This window comes from Desulfosporosinus sp. FKB (assembly GCF_002196705.1).
In the GTDB taxonomy this organism is placed as follows: domain Bacteria; phylum Bacillota; class Desulfitobacteriia; order Desulfitobacteriales; family Desulfitobacteriaceae; genus Desulfosporosinus.
Genome location: NZ_NADJ01000025.1, coordinates 24,535 through 40,914, shown reverse-complemented (window position 1 = coordinate 40,914; position 16,380 = coordinate 24,535). Strand labels below are relative to the sequence as shown.

Here is a 16,380-nt window from a genome sequence, read left to right as displayed (position 1 = left end):
TTAAGTGGAGGTGGAAAAGAGAAGGCTTCTAAAAGCAATTTAGCGACGTGTGTAAATTCAAAGGTTAGGATGTGAAAAATATGACGATTAAATTATCAAGAAATGAGATACTGCAAAGAGACTCTCAGCGTCTAAAAGAATTGGGCTATAAACAAGAATTGGCCCGTTCCATGAGTGGGTTTACTAATTTTGCAATTTCCTTCACGATTATTTCAGTTCTGGCTGGATCCTTAACTTTATTCGGTTTTGGCCTAGGTGCAGCCGGGCCCAGTGCCATGGTCTACGGTTGGCCCATCGTCAGTCTCTTCGCTATTTTGGTTGCTGCTGCTATGGCGGAAATTGCTTCTGCATACCCCACTGCCGGAGGTCTCTATTACTGGGCGTCAAAACTGGGCGGGCCCGGTTGGGGGTGGTTTACAGCCTGGTTTAATGTGATCGGGCAAATTGCCGTCACTGCCGGGATTGACTATGGCTTGGCGCTTTTTGTCAATGCTTTGCTGAACCAATATATACCTGCCCTGCCTACGGATGGAGTGGCTGGTTCCGTTGCCACATTGATTACTTATGCCATAATTCTTTCAGCCCAAGCCTATATCAATTCCCGAGGAATTCGACTGGTCTCTTTGCTCAATAATATCAGTGCCTGGTGGCATATTGGCGGTGTAATTCTCATTGTTGGCATTTTAATGTTTTTGGCACCACACCACGCCAATCCCATCAGTTTCATGTTCACTACTCGATTCACGAGTACAGGCTTTCCCTACTGGTATGGTTTTGCTCTAGGATTATTGTTGGCATCATATACGTTTACAGGGTATGATGCTTCCGCCCACGTTTCGGAGGAAACTGAAGGAGCCGAACTTTCGGCACCACGGGGGATCTTAATGGCTGTCGTCATCTCAGCCATTGCCGGTTATTTGCTGCTTATGGCGCTGCTGGTGGCTATGCCGGAACTGAAGGATACACTTAACTCCACGAATCCCGTGCTCTATATTTTAAATACCCGTTTAGGGTCAACCCTTGGTACGCTGCTCTTTCTAATCGCCATAGTTGCTCAGTTCTTCTGCGGCACAGCCTCGATCACTTCAAACTCGCGCATGCTTTTCGCCTTTGCCAGGGACGGTGGTTTGCCGGGTTCCAAGTTTTTGTACAAGCTCGATGGAAGACATGTTCCGATTAACGCCCTGCTGACTTCTATCACAGCTGCTTTTATTCTCGCCCTTCCGGCTCTCTTCAGTTCTGTCGTCTATGCTGCGGTCACTTCTATAGCTGTTATCGGTCTTTATATCGCCTATGTGATCCCCGTCTTTTTAAAGAACATTCACCCGGAACGATTTACGCCAGGGCCTTGGAACTTAGGTAACTGGAGCAAACTTGTCGGCTGGATTGCTATTGTTTGGGTCCTTTTTGCCAGCGTTTTGTTTGTTTTGCCTGTACAATCTCCCATAACCTTTGCCAACTTTAACTTTACCGGTGTTGTACTCTTAATCGTTTGGGCTTTGCTCATTCCATGGTATCTCATCAGTGTCCGCCGCTGGTTCAAAGGGCCGAAGTCGGCTTTTGATGACTCCGAAGATTTGGATTCTTCCGCATCCCAAGCAGTAAGCGCCAAGTAATAAAGAAGGAATTAAGTTGACACAACGGATGAGTTACGCTAAATTATTATCAAACTTAGGCAGCGAAGCCTTCAATACTCTGAACAGACCGTAACGATGTTCAGAATTTGAAGGCTTTTGTTTTTTCAGAGCTAGTGTAATGAGCAGGAGGCGGAGAAATGCTTGAGGTCAACGGTCTCTCTTTAAATCAAATGTTGCAGGTGCATACTCATCTCTCGGCAGCCGATATGGAGATCATTGAAACTCTCTGCGGAATTTTGGATTATATCGCCTCTTTGACGGAATCCGACATTTTTATTAATGCTTTGACTGTTAATGGTTACGATTCCGTCGTCTTAAAATGGGCCAAACCTCAGAACGGGTCACTTTATACACATTCTGTTGTTGGTCAACTGGCACACCCTTTTAATGAACCGGCGGTTTATCAAACTCTTGTTTCCGGAAAACCAAGTTTTGGAGTTAGAGGTTTGAGTCAGGAACGCATTCCCATTGCCCAAACTGTTGTGCCTGTTCGTAATCCTCATGGAAATATCATTGCTGCCTTAATTATGGAGCGTGATATCACTGAGCAAGTAAATCAGGAGGCGCAAGTGGAACTATTAAGCGAGACGGCGGAACATTTGGCGCGGACATTAATGGGCGTGTCGGTCAATAAAACGAGTTTTCCCGATCATCTGCGCGAAGGGGTTATCGTTTTAGATGGCCAAGGAGATATTCAATATATGAACCATATGGCGGACGGCCTCCTGCAGGTGGCCGTCGGTACAACGGAAATTCCCTGTCGCTTACAGGCGCTTCCACAACAACTCAGAGAATCTCTGGAGATTCCGGACCATAATCGAGCTTGGAGTCGTGAAGCTACCTTCGCCCAAAAATATTTAAAAATTGAAGGTATTCCTCTCATAACTAGGGGAAATGTTGAGGGAGCGGTAATTATTTTAAGTGATATTACAGATTTGCGGCTAAAAGAGAAAGAACTAATTTTGAAATCCGTTGCCATTCAGGAAATCCACCATCGAGTGAAGAACAATCTGCAGAATATAGCGAGTTTGTTGCGCCTGCAAATGCGTCGCCTCGATCATCCGTTAGTTAAAGATGCCTTTGCGGACAGTATTCGGCGGATTCTTTCCATGGCCATGGTCTATGACGTTTTAGCCAATCAAAGTATGGATGAGGTGGATCTGAAAGAACTTTGTGCGAAAATCATTGAACTGAGCTTTGCTGGTCTCTGCTCACAGGAGTGTAAGATTGACTGGCGGATCGTAGGTATTTCTTTTATCCTGCCCAGCATCCAGGCTGCAACTCTCTCCTTAATGCTTAATGAACTGATCAGCAATACTTTTAAACATGCCTTTGCCGGACGGGAAAATGGCAGTATTTATCTGGGAATTGAGGATTGTGGTTCGGAAATCCAACTGCAAATAAAAGACGACGGCGTTGGATTTTCACCCCAAATGGATGAAAAAGGACACCTGGGATTGAAAATTGTGAAAATCCTCGCCGAAGAAAAATTGAATGGATCTTTTTATATTATTAAACAGCAACAAGGAACATGTGCTGTCATTAGGTTCCCTAAAGAATTGTAAAGGAGGTCAAAGGTTATGCCCAAACTGCGCCTTGTGATCGCGGATGATGAAGTAATCATCCGGATGGATATTCGTGAAATCTTGGAGGATGCCGGCCACATGGTTGTTGGGGAAGCAGGCAACGGTAAGCGGGCCATTGACCTCGTGCAGACTGCGAAGCCCGACCTGGTGCTGTTGGATGTAAAAATGCCTGTTTTGGATGGCATTGAAGCTACGAAAGCCATTACAGACCTGGGTTATCCCGTGCTTCTGCTTACAGCCTTCAATCAACTGCAAATGGTTGAACGTGCGAAAAAGGTGGGCGCCATCAATTACTTGGTTAAACCGGTATCAGAAAGGGAACTTTTACCGGCCATTGAAATGGCCTTTGCCCTGCATCAACGGATAGCCTCGCTGCATCAAGAAGTGGCAACAGCCCGTACTGCCCTGATCCAGCGTAAAATCATAGAAAAGGCGTGTGCCGCCTATGCCCGCAGCTTGAGAATTTCCCACGACGCCGGATACAGGCGCATGGCCAAACTTGCCATGGATAAAAACAAACCTCTCTATCAGGTAGCCGATGAAATTCTTAAGCTTCTTTCCCGCAAAGAACGAAGCTTTAAAACCGGACCTCGGGCATCATCTCTTTAACTGAGGGAATAGCCCATATAAAGAAATAGCTTGGGTAAATAAGCATAAGCGCAACTAACCTGCCGCTTTCGCCAGAGGCTGCAAGAAGGGTTAATTCGTGCGAAGACAGTGTCTTCGAGCGCCAGCTAAGTTTTCTTTGCATAAAGGAGGCCAGCCATGATTCACAACTCAGAACGCCTTTTAAGTGTTGGCATCGATATCGGGACTTCCACAACCCAGCTTGTAATCAGTCACCTGACGATTGAAAATACTGCTCCGCTTACCGCGATTCCGCACTTTTGTATTACAGCCAAGATCCCTATCTTTATTAGTCCGGTCTATTTTACTCCTTTCGTCGATCGGCTGCATGTAGATGCATCGGCCTTGCGCAAGATTGTAGCTACGGAGTACGATCGAGCCGGTTTTAAGCCGGAAGAGATTGATACCGGAGCGGTAATTATCACAGGAGAGTCTGCTAAAAAGGAAAATGCCGAGGAAATTATTCATTCTTTGGCCGGATACGCAGGAGATTTCGTAACCGCTACTGCCGGACCTGATCTGGAGAGTGTGATCGCCGGCAAAGGGTCGGGAGCTTACCAATTGGCCAAGACCTTGGGCAGGTGCGTGATTAATGTCGATATTGGCGGTGGTACGGCCAATATTGTAGTCTTTGAGCGGGAACGGATTCAAAGCACTTCATGTCTGAATATTGGGGGACGATTGATTGAAATAGACCCTTATAACCATAAAGTCCGCTATATCGCCCCTGCTGCGGCTGCAATTCTCTCGGACCTCGGCGACCCCCTCAAGGTTGGTGATCCTGTAGACAAAGAACGCCTCATGCCGGTTGTGCGCAGGATGGTAGATATTTTGGACCAGGTTCTCCTTGCTGAAGACCTTGATTACCTTGGCTCCCGCTTGCTGATGACCGCTCCGCTTAGGTTGGATTTACGGGAACCCTTAATCATGTTCAGCGGAGGAGTAGGAACATATTTCAATACTCGAAGTGAAGACTGGTTTGCCCACGGAGATCTGGGGCCGCTCTTGGCTGAGGCTTTAAAGGAGGCGCGGGTTCTGAAGAAATACCTCTTCCTTCCTGCGGCGGAAACACTTCATGCCACGGTTTTAGGTGCAGGAACCCATACGCTGGAGGTTTCCGGAAGTACTACAAGTTTTGATAACCATTGTTTACCTTTGCGAAATTTGCCAGTCATTCCTCTGGAACTTGACTGCCGGGATCGCTTCGACAAATGGGCTGAGTTCCGTTTACGATACCCGCCAAACGAAACGGTCGCCTATTGGCTCCCTTCTCTTCCCCAACCGAACTTCTCTGAAGTCAACGTCTTAGCCCAAGATCTACTTCTGCTGCTGGCTAAATTCCCCCAAGACCCACTGATAGTTTTAACGAAAGACGACATCGGCAAAGCATTGGGTCAATCGATCCGCTTTCACACGCACCTGCCACTTCATCTTATTTGTCTGGACCAAATCACTGTGCAGAACGGAGACTACATTGATATCAACAAAGCTTTGCCCGGTCAGGAAGCCGTGCCCCTTATCGTAAAAACCCTGGTCTTTGGACAGTAAGAACTGAACTAAGTATAGTAAAGGAGAAGCGACATGAGACTGAATGCGAGGCTCTTAGGACAAACTTACGCTTTTCACACAGTCAAAGAAGTATTAGCAAAGGCCAATGAAGAAAAAAGCGGTGATATGTTAGCTGGAATCGCCGCTGCTTCGGCTGCTGAGCGCCTTGCCGCTAAACAAGTATTAGCGGAAATAGCCCTTGAAGATTTGCGAAAAAATCCCGTCGTTCCTTTAGAAGATGATGAAGTTTCCCGTATTATTGACGCCGATATTCGTGAAGAGGTTTATCAGAAAATCAAGAGCTGGACGGTATCGGAACTGCGTGAGTATATTCTTGGTTCTAATGTCGGGCCCGTGGAACTCAGGGTATTAGGAACCGGATTAAGCAGTGAGATGGTTGCTGCGGTGACGAAACTGATGAGCAATCTTGATCTAATGCTCGCAAGCAATAAGATGGAAAATCTGGCTCATGCTAATGTAACGATTGGCCAAAAAGGATGTCTGGCCTCCAGGCTGCAGCCTAACCATCCGACCGACAGCCCAGAGGGTATTCTCGCTTCCGTTCGGGAAGGCTTATCTTATGGTGTCGGTGATGCAGTCATTGGTTTAAATCCAGTAGAGGATACTTTGCCGGCTGCCGCTCGTTCCCTTAGTACGTTGTATGACTTTGTAGAGAGATGGGAGATCCCCACGCAAATCTGCGTTCTGGCCCATTTGACGACACAGATGAAGGCTATTTGTGAAGGAAGCCCAATTCACCTGCTTTTTCAAAGTCTGGCCGGTACGGAAAAGGGAAATCAGGCTTTTGGTATTCACAAAGGCCTGCTCGATGAGGCTTTTGATTTAGGACGTAAACTTGGGCGGGCAAAAGGACCCAACATTATGTACTTTGAAACCGGTCAGGGCAGTGAACTTTCGGCGGAAGCTCACCATGGTGCCGATCAGCTTACCTTGGAAGCCCGTTGTTATGGACTGGCCCGTCATTATCAACCGTTTTTGGTCAATACTGTAGTCGGGTTCATCGGGCCGGAATATTTATATGACTCCCGTCAAGTGACCCGGGCAGGCTTGGAAGATCATTTCATGGGTAAGCTTACCGGCTTGCCGATGGGCGTTGATGTTTGTTATACCAATCATATGAGAGTCGACCAAAATGACATCGAAAATTTAGCCACCTTGTTAACCGCTGCCGGCTGTGCGTATTTTATGGGAATTCCCATGGGTGACGATGTTATGTTGAATTACCAGTGTACTAGCTTCCATGATGTCGCCAGCTTGCGGGAGATGTTTAACCTGCACCCCCTGCCGGAATTTGAAGCTTGGCTGGAAAAACATGAGATCATGGTCAATGGAAAACTCACTGCCCGTGCCGGCGATGCCAGCCTTTTTCTAAAATAACACAGCCCAAAAATATTGACAGCATTTTGGAGGAGAATGTCATGCAAAATCCTTATGAGACTGTTGCCTTGCTCAAGGAAAGAAAGGAAGAAAGAGAAAAGATAGATCAGGTTTTGCCTGATCTGGCGAAGATTAATATTCAAGAACAGCTGTTGGTTCCGCAGCCTGCAGACGAATCCCTTTATCGGGAAATGATGCACCTCACTCCGGCACGTATCGGGGTGTGGCGCACTGGGACTAGGCCTCTCACCAGGACTATGCTGCGTTTTCGGGCTGATCATGCTTTGGCCCAGGATTCTGTGTTGGGTATGGTTCCGGAAGAGTTTGCCTCTGCTCATGGCCTGCTTCCAATTCAGACTCAGGTGGAGAATAAAGAGCAGTATTTGACTCGGCCGGATTTGGGCAGGAAGCTAAGCCTTGAAGCCAGAGAAACATTAACTAAGGGAGGTACTGCAGCTTGTCAGGTTCAAGTTGTCGTTGCGGACGGTCTAAGTTCAAAAGCAATTGGGGCCAATATCCCCGATCTCTTGCCTGCCTTAATGCAAGGACTAGCCCATTATGGATTCATTATCGGAAGACCAATCTTCGTGAAATACGGACGAGTAGCTTGTATGGATGAAATCGGCGAAATACTCCATCCCGAAAGTTTGGTTATATTAATAGGCGAACGGCCCGGACTTGGTACTGCTGAAAGCTTAAGTGCTTATATGGCTTATAAACCACATCGAAGTATGCTCGAATCGGAACGTTCCGTTATTTCGAACATCCACCGTGGAGGGATTCCTCCGCTAGAAGCTGGAGCACATTTAGCCAGCCTTATGAAGCAAATTTTAGCCTCAAAGGCCAGCGGTGTCCGCTATTAAGCAAATTAGTAAAACAATAAGAAAACTATAAGAACTACCTTTGAACATGGGTAGTTCTTATAGTTTTACGGCAAATTAGATTTCATGATTAAAATGTATATCTAATGTTCTAGTGAATACCGCAGTGATTTTCAACATCTGTTGAAGGTTGGGTAAGCAAATGTGATGGAATTGATAACGAATCAGTAAAATTTGAGGAGAGTATTTTATCTTCGTTTTGTTTAGCCTGAGCAGAAGGGAATACTGATGGATGAGCTAACCACACCATTGAGAGAGCGGATGTTATACCATAAAGAAAGTTGTGAAATAGGTAGGAATAATGTGTTTTCGTTAAATGAGGTTTAGCTGAGTAGAATCCTTTTTTTATGCCAAAAGAATATAAGGTTCCCCATGTCAACAAACCGCAAAAACCACCTTTAAGAATCAGGTAATCCCTGCCGGTCTTTTTAAGGATATAAAATAGAGGTAAACCTAAAGTTGCTCCTGTTATCAAATGAAAAAATTGACCGATTATTATGTTCTTTTTCTGGTTTGTTCGGTAGGGCCTCATAAACATGGAGGCACCTAAATGGGCATAAAGCATTTCAGTCCGATTCTTTTTCCATAAGATAAAATTGGATACATCAATAAATAGTGTTCCGATTAAACCTCCAAAGAGACCTATAGCTATCGAATCCTTGAGTTGCAGGCCTCTTGTTATAAACTTGAAAAGTTTTATCAGCCTTGAATTATTCATAGAATCTTCTCCTTTCTTCACTCTCAAAATGTCTTACAAATCCCAAAAAAGCCTCGTTAAGTAGATTTCATAGTTTTGTTTCGATTATTTCATGGCGCTGACTGGGATTCTGAAATAAATAATAATACTGACGCCTATTACTGTTGCAAGTCCCCAAGCCCAAGGCGGATGTTTATAATGAATCCGCATTAATGGAAACATACAAGAGTTGAAAATAACGGACCAGACGATGTCCCATCCATGACTATATTTAAGATAACCGAAAAAGCCTAAAATTAACTCAAATACAGAGAAATATGAAATCCAAAAGATAATATAACAAATTCGTTGTAAACAAATTGCCTTTTGGGGATAATTTGCTAAATATATTAGTCCTGCGAATGGAAAGACAAATACACAAAAAATTAGTTCATTAAACGTAATCTTTTCTCCGGGAGACGTTAATTCCCAAAGAGGATAATTATATGTAAGAAATAAAGAGATTAAATTACCTATGATCCAAAACTCAATTGTTGAGTAATAGTTTCTCCAATTTCTGAAATTTCCAAGTTTATAGGCTATAAAACTATAAATAATACCCATAACTACTCGTAATACCATGATTCCTCCAAATAGGAAAAATATTTTTTGAATATTATTAACATATATTGCGTTTTTATTCTCCCTTTGCTTAGTAACTTGGTTAAAGTCATTTATGAATTGATTCGAAGGAACAAAAAGAAGACGCCCGACAAGGCGTCTTTTAGCTTTATCACGATTGATGAAAAAGAGATTTAGTAATCTCTGAAAATGTTATAGGGAAATTCGGAGTTATCGTGTCCGCCTACTGGATTATGAGAACCGCAAGAAGGACATTCCCAACCACCGCCATTGAAACTAAAATTTGTTGACTTCTTGCACTTTCTGCAATAGGCAGCTACTGTGCGAGTCATTTTAAAGCCCCCTCTACAAAGAACAATGCTAAACGTTACTCTAACCATAAAATTTATTCTTAAACATTTTTTTCATCTTCATAAAATCTTAAAGTCTTGGTCACAATCTCATTAAAAGTTCGATGTATGCTATATCATGGTTGATAGGGCCGGATAGAATTTCGTAAAACAAAGACCACGCTGAAAAGAAAAACTTGTATGAATAGGGGGATATTAAGTTTATGCAGAAACGATTCCTAGTCCAAAAAGCTTGGAAAAAACCATCATTATTAATTGGGGTATTACTTTTGGCCGCACTGATTGGAGTAAGCGGCTGCAGTTCAACTACTGCAAGTTCGTCAAATTCTGATCAGTCAACGACACAGTCCCAATCAACTCAAGGCCAAACAAGTCAAGGTCAAGCTACTCAAACGAAGAGAACGATTAATCCTGCTCAACAGGCCGCTATGGAAATTCGTCGTTTAGAAAATAGCCAACAAAACCCATTAACGAGTGACCAGAAGAATAAACTCAAACCCATTCTGCAAGAATTGATTAAGACTACGAGTCCAAGTCAGGATTTTTTACAGCAGCAAGCTGATGCTATCAATGCTGTATTTACTGATCAACAAAAAACCGAACTAAAATCGGCTCCGCAAAGACCTTCTAAAGGGAACAATCAAAACGCAAATAGTCAAAGCCAAACTCAAAATAACCAAAGCAGTACTGCTAATGGGTCGAATTCCCAACGCAAAGCCGGCGGGCAACGAGGTACATTTAATCCACAGCAATTGTATCAACAAGTATTAGATTCTTTGAATAAGTAGTAAACCTCCCCCACCTACATTTCGTTTAGAACGAAAACACTGTTTTCGCAGAAGGATGGGAGTCTTCTCGCTGAAATATATGATCCTATAGTATGCTCCTTAATAGCAGGTAAACATCCCTACTATGAGGGAGCATTTTTGGTTCCTAAAACATGTAACCATTAGTTGGGATAAACAACAGATTAAGCTATCCGTTCGACAATAATTTACCTAAAATTGGATAATTTATTCTTGTCATTTCAGCAAAAAAACAATACAATTCTTACTGAAAAGACTTTTCGGGAGGAATCCAAGTGGAAAAGAAACTTTTGAAAAGAATTGAGGTTTTACGCAGAAGACTCAACAAATTTGGTCTCAATCGGGAATTAATTGATAGTGAAGTTGTCGAGGTTAGTCAGCAATTAGATAGATTATTGAACCAGTACCAGCGGATTACTTCTATGGAACAGCTTAGTTTTTGGTAAATACACAGCCATAGCTAGAGTTATAGTTATATAGTTATAGTTATATAATTATGGTCTGAAATGTAGTTATAGTTTTAACCTGGTGAGGCAAGAAGTCTCCCATCTCTAAGCGTTAGCGTAGGTTCACAATTGAGCCGTCATTTTTTGATGGCTTTTTGTTTTGACCTCTTCTTCATGGCCATTAATTTGTGAGCCATGGTACTTATTTCGCAGAATAAGATTTAACTTTTGCAGATTTGGTAAGATTACGTGAGTGCGTTTATGGTAAGGAGGGATTATAATAGAGTTATAGTGCAGGAGGGGCGTATGAATTACATTGTTTTTGATTTGGAATTTAATATGTTTTTTCGCTTTAAAGAGGGAGATTTAGCAAACCCTGCTTTAAAAAATGAAATTATACAGATTGGTGCCCTAAAACTGAATGATCAATTAGAGAAAATTGATGAGTTTAACTTATTAATCAAGCCCTTTGTTTATAAACGATTAAATCCTTATGTAAAGAGAAAGACAAACATCAACACAAGCAAAATCATTCCAAGAAGGCCTTTTATGGAAGCCATGGAAAGCTTTGAAGCCTGGGTCGGAAATGAAGCCGTTTTATGTTCTTGGGGGCAGGATGATATCCTGGGATTACGAGAAAATTGCTCCTTTTTTGGTGTCGATGCGAAATTCTTCAATAAGTATATAGACATTCAAAAAATATATATGAAGTTTGAAGGCTTGCATCAACAACCGAGCCTGGAGAGCGCCGTGGATGGCTTAGAAATCGCAAAGGAATTGCCTTTCCATGATGCGTTTAGTGATGCTGCCTACACAGTGGATATTTTCAGAAAGGTTTATGATTTTTCTCAAGAAGCTATTATTAATTGGGAAAAGGTACAGCGGGAAAATGAACTAAAGGTTAATGAATTAAAAGGCTTACTAAGTCAAACAGTCATTTACTGTCCTGAATGTGGAAATAGCGTGGAAAAAATCAAGGAAGCGAGTAAATCTAAAAAGTATTTTGCTCATGGGTATTGTCATCAATGCAAGATTCCCATAAAACACGTTGCCAGGATTATAAATAAAGACGGAGAATTTACGATAAGTTGCAAAGATAGTATTTATAAAAGAGATAGTTAATAAGGGCATAAACCTTAAGGTTAGATGAGGCTGTAATTGACTTTTTAAAAGTCGTGCAGCTTCTTTGCTTTCTTACGGTTCTTTGACAGATGGTCTGTTTTCAACTTATTTGAACATTGCTGCGGAAAAAGAGTTAAGCAAAACGTGTAATTCGAACGTTACATACAAAACATTAAATATTGTTCGAATTTGTTATTGACCTTTATAGTTCCTTCTTGTACAATGAACGTAACAAATACATACGAGTTCATATAATAGCGGAGATATGGTCCGCAAGTTTCTACCAGACTGCCGTAAATGGTCTGACTATGAGCGAAAGTGTACCTAGGGCAATCAGATTGTCCGAGTGGTACAGATTTGATTGCAGGATCAAATTACACCGAAGGGATAAAAGCCCAGGCGGGTAGGTTTCACTCTTTCTTTTTAAGGGGGAAATTTACTCGACTGGGCTTTGATTTTCATGGAAGTGAGGGATTTCTTTGAATCTGATCGGAGTCATTATGGGAAGTGATTCAGACTACAAGGTGATGGAAGATGCGCTTAAAATCCTAAGGCAATTTGAGGTGGGCTTTGAAGTAAAGATTTCTTCAGCTCATAGAACCTTAGAACGAACTCTTGATTGGGTCAAAGTTTTTGAGAATCAAGGAGGGAAACTCATTATTGCAGGTGCAGGGTTGGCAGCTCATTTGCCTGGAGTGATTGCGGGGTCAACCACCTTACCCGTGATTGGTGTCCCAATGAACAGCGGCCCCTTGAATGGCGTCGACGCTCTCTATGCCATTGTTCAGATGCCTCCCGGAATACCGGTTGCCACCGTTGGAATTGGCGCTGCTCGAAATGCGGCTTTGCTCGCAGTTCAAATATTAGCAACAGAAAATAGTGCTTTAAGAGCAAAGATTAAGGACTACCGGGCGAAGATGGCAGCGGATATTGCAGCCAAGGATGAGGCTTTGCAAAAGAAATTAATCGAAGGTTGAAGTAGAGAAATAGAAAGGAGATTCCACTTTGATTGACCGATATACACTTCCTGAAATGGGAGAAATTTGGACAGACGAACACCGACTTTCTCTGTGGTTGAACATCGAAATTGCCGCCTGTGAAGGTTGGGCAAAACTTGGCAGGATCCCTAATGAAGCTGTTGAGGTAATCCGAGAAAAGGCATCCTTCACATGGGAACGGGTTCAAGCGTTGGAAGAAGTGACTCAACATGATGTTTTGGCGTTTTTAACCAATGTGGCTGAGAATGTAGGCGATGAAGCCAAGTATATTCATCTGGGCTTAACCTCATCCGATATTCTCGATACGGCTTTATCCCTGCAGATGGTTGAAGCAACGGATCTACTGCTATCTAAGATGGAGGCCTTGGAGACAGTTCTCCGCCGCAGGGCAATCGAACACCGGGACACTCTGATGATGGGACGAACACATGGAATTCATGCTGAGCCCATTACCTTAGGCTTGAAGTTTGCACTTTGGTATGATGAAATCCGGCGTCAAAAAAACCGCTTGAGTATCGCTCGTGAAGAAGTTCGCGTTGGGAAAATCTCGGGTGCAGTTGGTACCTTTGCCAATGTGGACCCACAAGTTGAAGCCCATGTCTGCCAAACGCTCAATTTAAAACCTGCCTTGATTTCCACTCAAATCCTTCAGCGTGACCGTCACGCTTTCTATATGACGACTCTGGCGGGGATTGCCAGTTCTCTTGACAAGATGGCTACCGAAATCCGCAACTTACAGAGAACGGACGTTCATGAGGTTGAGGAGGCCTTCGGCAAAGGGCAAAAAGGGTCGTCAGCCATGCCGCATAAAAAGAACCCCATTACTCCGGAACGGATCTGTGGTATGGCCAGAGTTGTGCGGGCAAATGCTCAAGTGGCCCTGGAAAATGTTGCCTTGTGGCATGAACGGGATATCTCCCATTCTTCGGCGGAACGGATGATTTTGCCGGACAGTACCCTGGCCCTTTATTACATGCTTCATAAAATGGTTCAGTTAATCGATCGTTTGCAAGTTTTCCCCGAGCAAATGAAAATCAATATTGATAAAGGATTTGGATTGATTTTCTCACAACGTGTAATGCTGGCTTTAGTGGGAAAGGGAGTTAGCCGTGAAAACGCCTATGCAATGGTTCAGCGCAATGCCCTTGAAGCTTGGAATACGAAGGAACAATTTAAAAATTTAGTCGGTCGGGACAAAGGCATCAGAGAATATCTGCGTGAAGAAGAGATTGATAACTTATTTGACTATGACTATCACACCAAACATGTAGGAGATATATTTGCACGTTTAGGGCTCGTTTAAAGGGAACGAATATGTATCGTGGCAAAGCACCTGTTAGTGTTGGCTTATTATCTAATAAAAAAATTGAAAAGGGGTAACAACAATGGAAAAATTAGCGCTGAAATATGAGGGAAAAGCTAAGAAAGTCTATGAAACGGATGAAAAGGATTATTTTTGGGTGGCTTATAAAGATGATGCCACAGCGTTCAATGGTGAAAAAAAGGGACAGATCGCGGATAAAGGAGAAGTTAACAACCAGCTTTCAGCTCTTTTCTTTGCGGAAATTGAAAAAGCAGGAATTCCTACTCACTTTGTACGTTTGCTTGGGCAGCGGGATATGCTCGTACGGCGTTTGGATATGGTTCCCCTCGAAGTTGTTGTCCGCAATATTGTGGCAGGAAGTTTGTCAAAACGTCTCGGAGTGGAAGAGGGATTTGTCCTCTCTCAACCTGTTGTGGAATTATATTATAAAGATGACGCTTTGGGAGATCCGATGGTCAACGAATCTCATGTTGCGGCTATGGGATGGGCAAAGCTGGAGGTTGCCAAGGAGATTCAGGCTATGGGGCTGAAGATCAACGAAATATTGCGTAATATTCTCGTCAAGGCAGGCATTGATCTGATTGATTTCAAATTGGAATTTGGGATAAGCAACGGACAAGTCCTTTTAGGTGATGAGATATCCCCGGATACATGTCGATATTGGGACATAAAAACTCGGGAAAAGTTGGATAAGGATCGTTTTCGCCGCGACCTTGGGCAAGTTGAAGAGGCCTATCAGGAAGTCTTCCGCAGGGTTAAAGAGGTTCTGGCATCCGCTTAAGGGAAATTTTCAAAACCTGTAAGGTCACGACAAAGGTATTCTGTTTGTTGAGGAGGGCGGCGAAGAGCTTGTTAATCCAGTTAACCTATAAGTTAACGAGTTAAAGGCTTTTCGCCTTGTCTCACTAATTAAAGGGGGGACAGAATTGTTCGACTTTAGCCTGGACAAACCGCATGAGGAATGCGGGGTCTTTGGAATTTATGCGCCCAATCAAGAAGTGGCTCGTTTAACCTATTATGGGCTCTATGCTTTGCAGCATCGCGGGCAAGAAAGCGCCGGTATTGCTGTTTCTGATGGACGTGCAATAGAAGTTCATAAAGGAATGGGCCTTGTCTCGGAAGTGTTTTCTAACCATATTATTAAGAATTTACACGGAAAGATGGCAATTGGACATGTTCGCTACTCAACTACAGGCTCCAGTTTGTTGGCCAATGCCCAGCCCCTCGTCGTTCATTATCAAAAGGGTATGATGGCTTTAGCTCACAATGGAAATTTAACGAATGCCACGGAATTGCGGGAAGAATTAGGCCTGAACGGAGCCGTCTTTCAGACAACGACAGATAGTGAAGTCATTATCAACCTGATTACGCGCTATCGCCGGGAATCTCTTGAGGATGCCCTTGTCAAAACCATGATGGATTTGCGGGGGGCTTATGCGGTAGTCATTCTAGCAGAGGATAAACTTTTTGGTTTAAGAGATCCCCATGGAGTCCGGCCTCTTTGTATTGGGAAGAAAGGTGAGAGATATTGCCTGGCTTCAGAAAGCTGTGCTCTTGATACCGTCGGCGCCGAGTTCGTTCGGGATTTAGAACCCGGTGAAATTGTTGTTATTGATGAAAATGGGCTGCACTCCCGTCCAGGTTTAACGAAACACAAAAGTGCTTCTTGTGCCTTTGAATATATCTACTTCGCGCGTCCGGACAGTACCATCGATCAGATCAATGTCTCGGAAAGCCGCTTGAAAATGGGAATTGAATTAGCTCGTGAATGTCCAATAGATGCAGACCTTGTTATTGCTGTTCCCGATTCAGGAACAGCTTCGGCTCTGGGATATGCCACGACGTTGGGTTTGCCTTTTGCTGAAGGCTTAACAAAAAATCGTTATGTCGGACGAACTTTTATTCAACCGACTCAGGAAATGAGAGAAGTAGGCGTTCGCTTGAAGCTGAACGCTAATGCGAGCGTCCTTAAAGATAAACGAATTGTTATGATTGATGATTCCATTGTCCGTGGTACTACAAGTTCAAAATTAGTGGCGATGGTGAGAAAAGCAGGGGCTAAAGAAGTTCACTTTCTGATAAGTTCGCCCCCTGTGGCCTATCCGTGTTATTATGGAATAGACACAGCTGAACGGGAAAAGCTAATCGCCAATCGTATGGATATGGAAGGAATTCGCAAGTTTGTTGGAGCTGATTCGCTGCATTATATTTCAGAAGAAGGTTTGTTGCGGGCCCTCGGTACAGGAAATGTTTGCCTGGCCTGTTTTAATGGCTCTTACCCTATTCCTGTTTCAGACTTGAACCGCGGAAAGAATTCCTGCGGCTAAAATGATGGGCGA

The 16,380-nt window shown here is 43.5% G+C and carries 16 protein-coding genes and 1 riboswitch; of the genes, 13 read left to right on the top strand and 3 right to left on the bottom strand.

The window, feature by feature from the left end; all coding sequences use genetic code 11:
- The first annotated feature begins 80 nt into the window (after positions 1–80).
- The 6 genes from B5Y67_RS07515 (at position 81) to eutC (ending at position 7,659) form a co-directional block, all read left to right on the top strand.
- Entirely contained in the window at positions 81–1,616 is a 1,536-nt protein-coding gene (locus B5Y67_RS07515) for an amino acid permease (RefSeq protein ID WP_088225835.1), read from the top strand.
- 158 nt (positions 1,617–1,774) lie between these two features.
- A complete protein-coding gene (locus tag B5Y67_RS07510) occupies positions 1,775–3,202 on the top strand; it encodes a histidine kinase N-terminal domain-containing protein (RefSeq protein ID WP_088225834.1) in 1,428 nt (475 codons plus the stop codon).
- 15 nt (positions 3,203–3,217) lie between these two features.
- The gene (locus tag B5Y67_RS07505; RefSeq protein WP_088225833.1) at positions 3,218–3,832 is read left to right on the top strand and encodes a response regulator; all 615 of its coding nucleotides are present in this window, start codon (positions 3,218–3,220) and stop codon (positions 3,830–3,832) included.
- A gap of 156 nt (positions 3,833–3,988) precedes the next feature.
- Positions 3,989–5,398: an ethanolamine ammonia-lyase reactivating factor EutA gene (locus B5Y67_RS07500; RefSeq protein WP_088225832.1), complete on the top strand. Its 1,410-nt coding sequence runs from the start codon at positions 3,989–3,991 to the stop codon at positions 5,396–5,398.
- Between the two features lie 33 nt (positions 5,399–5,431).
- Positions 5,432–6,796: an ethanolamine ammonia-lyase subunit EutB gene (locus B5Y67_RS07495; protein ID WP_088225831.1), complete on the top strand. Its 1,365-nt coding sequence runs from the start codon at positions 5,432–5,434 to the stop codon at positions 6,794–6,796.
- A gap of 41 nt (positions 6,797–6,837) precedes the next feature.
- Positions 6,838–7,659, top strand: a complete 822-nt coding sequence (gene eutC, locus B5Y67_RS07490; protein ID WP_088225830.1) for an ethanolamine ammonia-lyase subunit EutC — start codon at positions 6,838–6,840, stop codon at positions 7,657–7,659.
- Between the two features lie 109 nt (positions 7,660–7,768).
- Here eutC and B5Y67_RS07485 read toward each other — a convergent pair whose 3' ends face one another.
- The 3 genes from B5Y67_RS07485 to B5Y67_RS25260 form a co-directional block, all read right to left on the bottom strand.
- Complete coding sequence (locus B5Y67_RS07485) at positions 7,769–8,395, bottom strand: hypothetical protein (protein WP_088225829.1); 627 nt, start codon at positions 8,393–8,395, stop codon at positions 7,769–7,771.
- Positions 8,396–8,479: 84 nt separating this feature from the next.
- On the bottom strand, positions 8,480–8,995 hold the full coding sequence (locus B5Y67_RS25265) for a CBO0543 family protein (RefSeq protein ID WP_088225828.1): 516 nt from the start codon (positions 8,993–8,995) through the stop codon (positions 8,480–8,482).
- Between the two features lie 173 nt (positions 8,996–9,168).
- The gene (locus B5Y67_RS25260) at positions 9,169–9,327 is read right to left on the bottom strand and encodes a hypothetical protein (protein WP_170932624.1); all 159 of its coding nucleotides are present in this window, start codon (positions 9,325–9,327) and stop codon (positions 9,169–9,171) included.
- A gap of 221 nt (positions 9,328–9,548) precedes the next feature.
- Here B5Y67_RS25260 and B5Y67_RS07475 point away from each other — a divergent pair, with 221 nt between their 5' ends.
- From B5Y67_RS07475 to purF, 7 genes are all read left to right on the top strand, one after another.
- Entirely contained in the window at positions 9,549–10,133 is a 585-nt protein-coding gene (locus B5Y67_RS07475) for a hypothetical protein (RefSeq protein ID WP_088225827.1), read from the top strand.
- 293 nt (positions 10,134–10,426) lie between these two features.
- A complete protein-coding gene (locus tag B5Y67_RS07470) occupies positions 10,427–10,597 on the top strand; it encodes an aspartyl-phosphate phosphatase Spo0E family protein (protein WP_088225826.1) in 171 nt (56 codons plus the stop codon).
- A 306-nt stretch (positions 10,598–10,903) separates the two neighbouring features.
- Positions 10,904–11,719 carry a 3'-5' exonuclease gene (locus B5Y67_RS07465; protein ID WP_088225825.1) on the top strand — a complete coding sequence of 272 codons (816 nt, stop codon included), beginning with the start codon at positions 10,904–10,906 and terminating at the stop codon, positions 11,717–11,719.
- A gap of 227 nt (positions 11,720–11,946) precedes the next feature.
- Positions 11,947–12,048: riboswitch (purine riboswitch) on the top strand.
- Positions 12,049–12,198: 150 nt separating this feature from the next.
- A complete protein-coding gene (gene purE / locus B5Y67_RS07460) occupies positions 12,199–12,696 on the top strand; it encodes a 5-(carboxyamino)imidazole ribonucleotide mutase (RefSeq protein WP_088225824.1) in 498 nt (165 codons plus the stop codon).
- Positions 12,697–12,724: 28 nt separating this feature from the next.
- Positions 12,725–14,020, top strand: coding sequence for an adenylosuccinate lyase (gene purB / locus B5Y67_RS07455; protein ID WP_088225823.1), 1,296 nt, complete (start codon positions 12,725–12,727; stop codon positions 14,018–14,020).
- 82 nt (positions 14,021–14,102) lie between these two features.
- Complete coding sequence (gene purC / locus B5Y67_RS07450; RefSeq protein WP_088225822.1) at positions 14,103–14,822, top strand: phosphoribosylaminoimidazolesuccinocarboxamide synthase; 720 nt, start codon at positions 14,103–14,105, stop codon at positions 14,820–14,822.
- A gap of 145 nt (positions 14,823–14,967) precedes the next feature.
- On the top strand, positions 14,968–16,368 hold the full coding sequence (purF, locus tag B5Y67_RS07445; protein ID WP_088225821.1) for an amidophosphoribosyltransferase: 1,401 nt from the start codon (positions 14,968–14,970) through the stop codon (positions 16,366–16,368).
- Positions 16,369–16,380 lie beyond the last annotated feature (12 nt).

What these genes read in the sequence shown, in the direction of transcription:
- B5Y67_RS07515 (WP_088225835.1), top strand. Translation starts at nt 81, where the DNA reads ATGACGATTAAATTATCAAGAAATGAGATACTGCAAAGAGACTCTCAG.
- B5Y67_RS07510 (WP_088225834.1), top strand. Translation starts at nt 1,775, where the DNA reads ATGCTTGAGGTCAACGGTCTCTCTTTAAATCAAATGTTGCAGGTGCAT.
- B5Y67_RS07505 (WP_088225833.1), top strand. Translation starts at nt 3,218, where the DNA reads ATGCCCAAACTGCGCCTTGTGATCGCGGATGATGAAGTAATCATCCGG.
- B5Y67_RS07500 (WP_088225832.1), top strand. Translation starts at nt 3,989, where the DNA reads ATGATTCACAACTCAGAACGCCTTTTAAGTGTTGGCATCGATATCGGG.
- B5Y67_RS07495 (WP_088225831.1), top strand. Translation starts at nt 5,432, where the DNA reads ATGAGACTGAATGCGAGGCTCTTAGGACAAACTTACGCTTTTCACACA.
- eutC (WP_088225830.1), top strand. Translation starts at nt 6,838, where the DNA reads ATGCAAAATCCTTATGAGACTGTTGCCTTGCTCAAGGAAAGAAAGGAA.
- B5Y67_RS07485 (WP_088225829.1), bottom strand. Translation starts at nt 8,395, where the DNA reads ATGAATAATTCAAGGCTGATAAAACTTTTCAAGTTTATAACAAGAGGC.
- B5Y67_RS25265 (WP_088225828.1), bottom strand. Translation starts at nt 8,995, where the DNA reads ATGGTATTACGAGTAGTTATGGGTATTATTTATAGTTTTATAGCCTAT.
- B5Y67_RS25260 (WP_170932624.1), bottom strand. Translation starts at nt 9,327, where the DNA reads ATGACTCGCACAGTAGCTGCCTATTGCAGAAAGTGCAAGAAGTCAACA.
- B5Y67_RS07475 (WP_088225827.1), top strand. Translation starts at nt 9,549, where the DNA reads ATGCAGAAACGATTCCTAGTCCAAAAAGCTTGGAAAAAACCATCATTA.
- B5Y67_RS07465 (WP_088225825.1), top strand. Translation starts at nt 10,904, where the DNA reads ATGAATTACATTGTTTTTGATTTGGAATTTAATATGTTTTTTCGCTTT.
- purC (WP_088225822.1), top strand. Translation starts at nt 14,103, where the DNA reads ATGGAAAAATTAGCGCTGAAATATGAGGGAAAAGCTAAGAAAGTCTAT.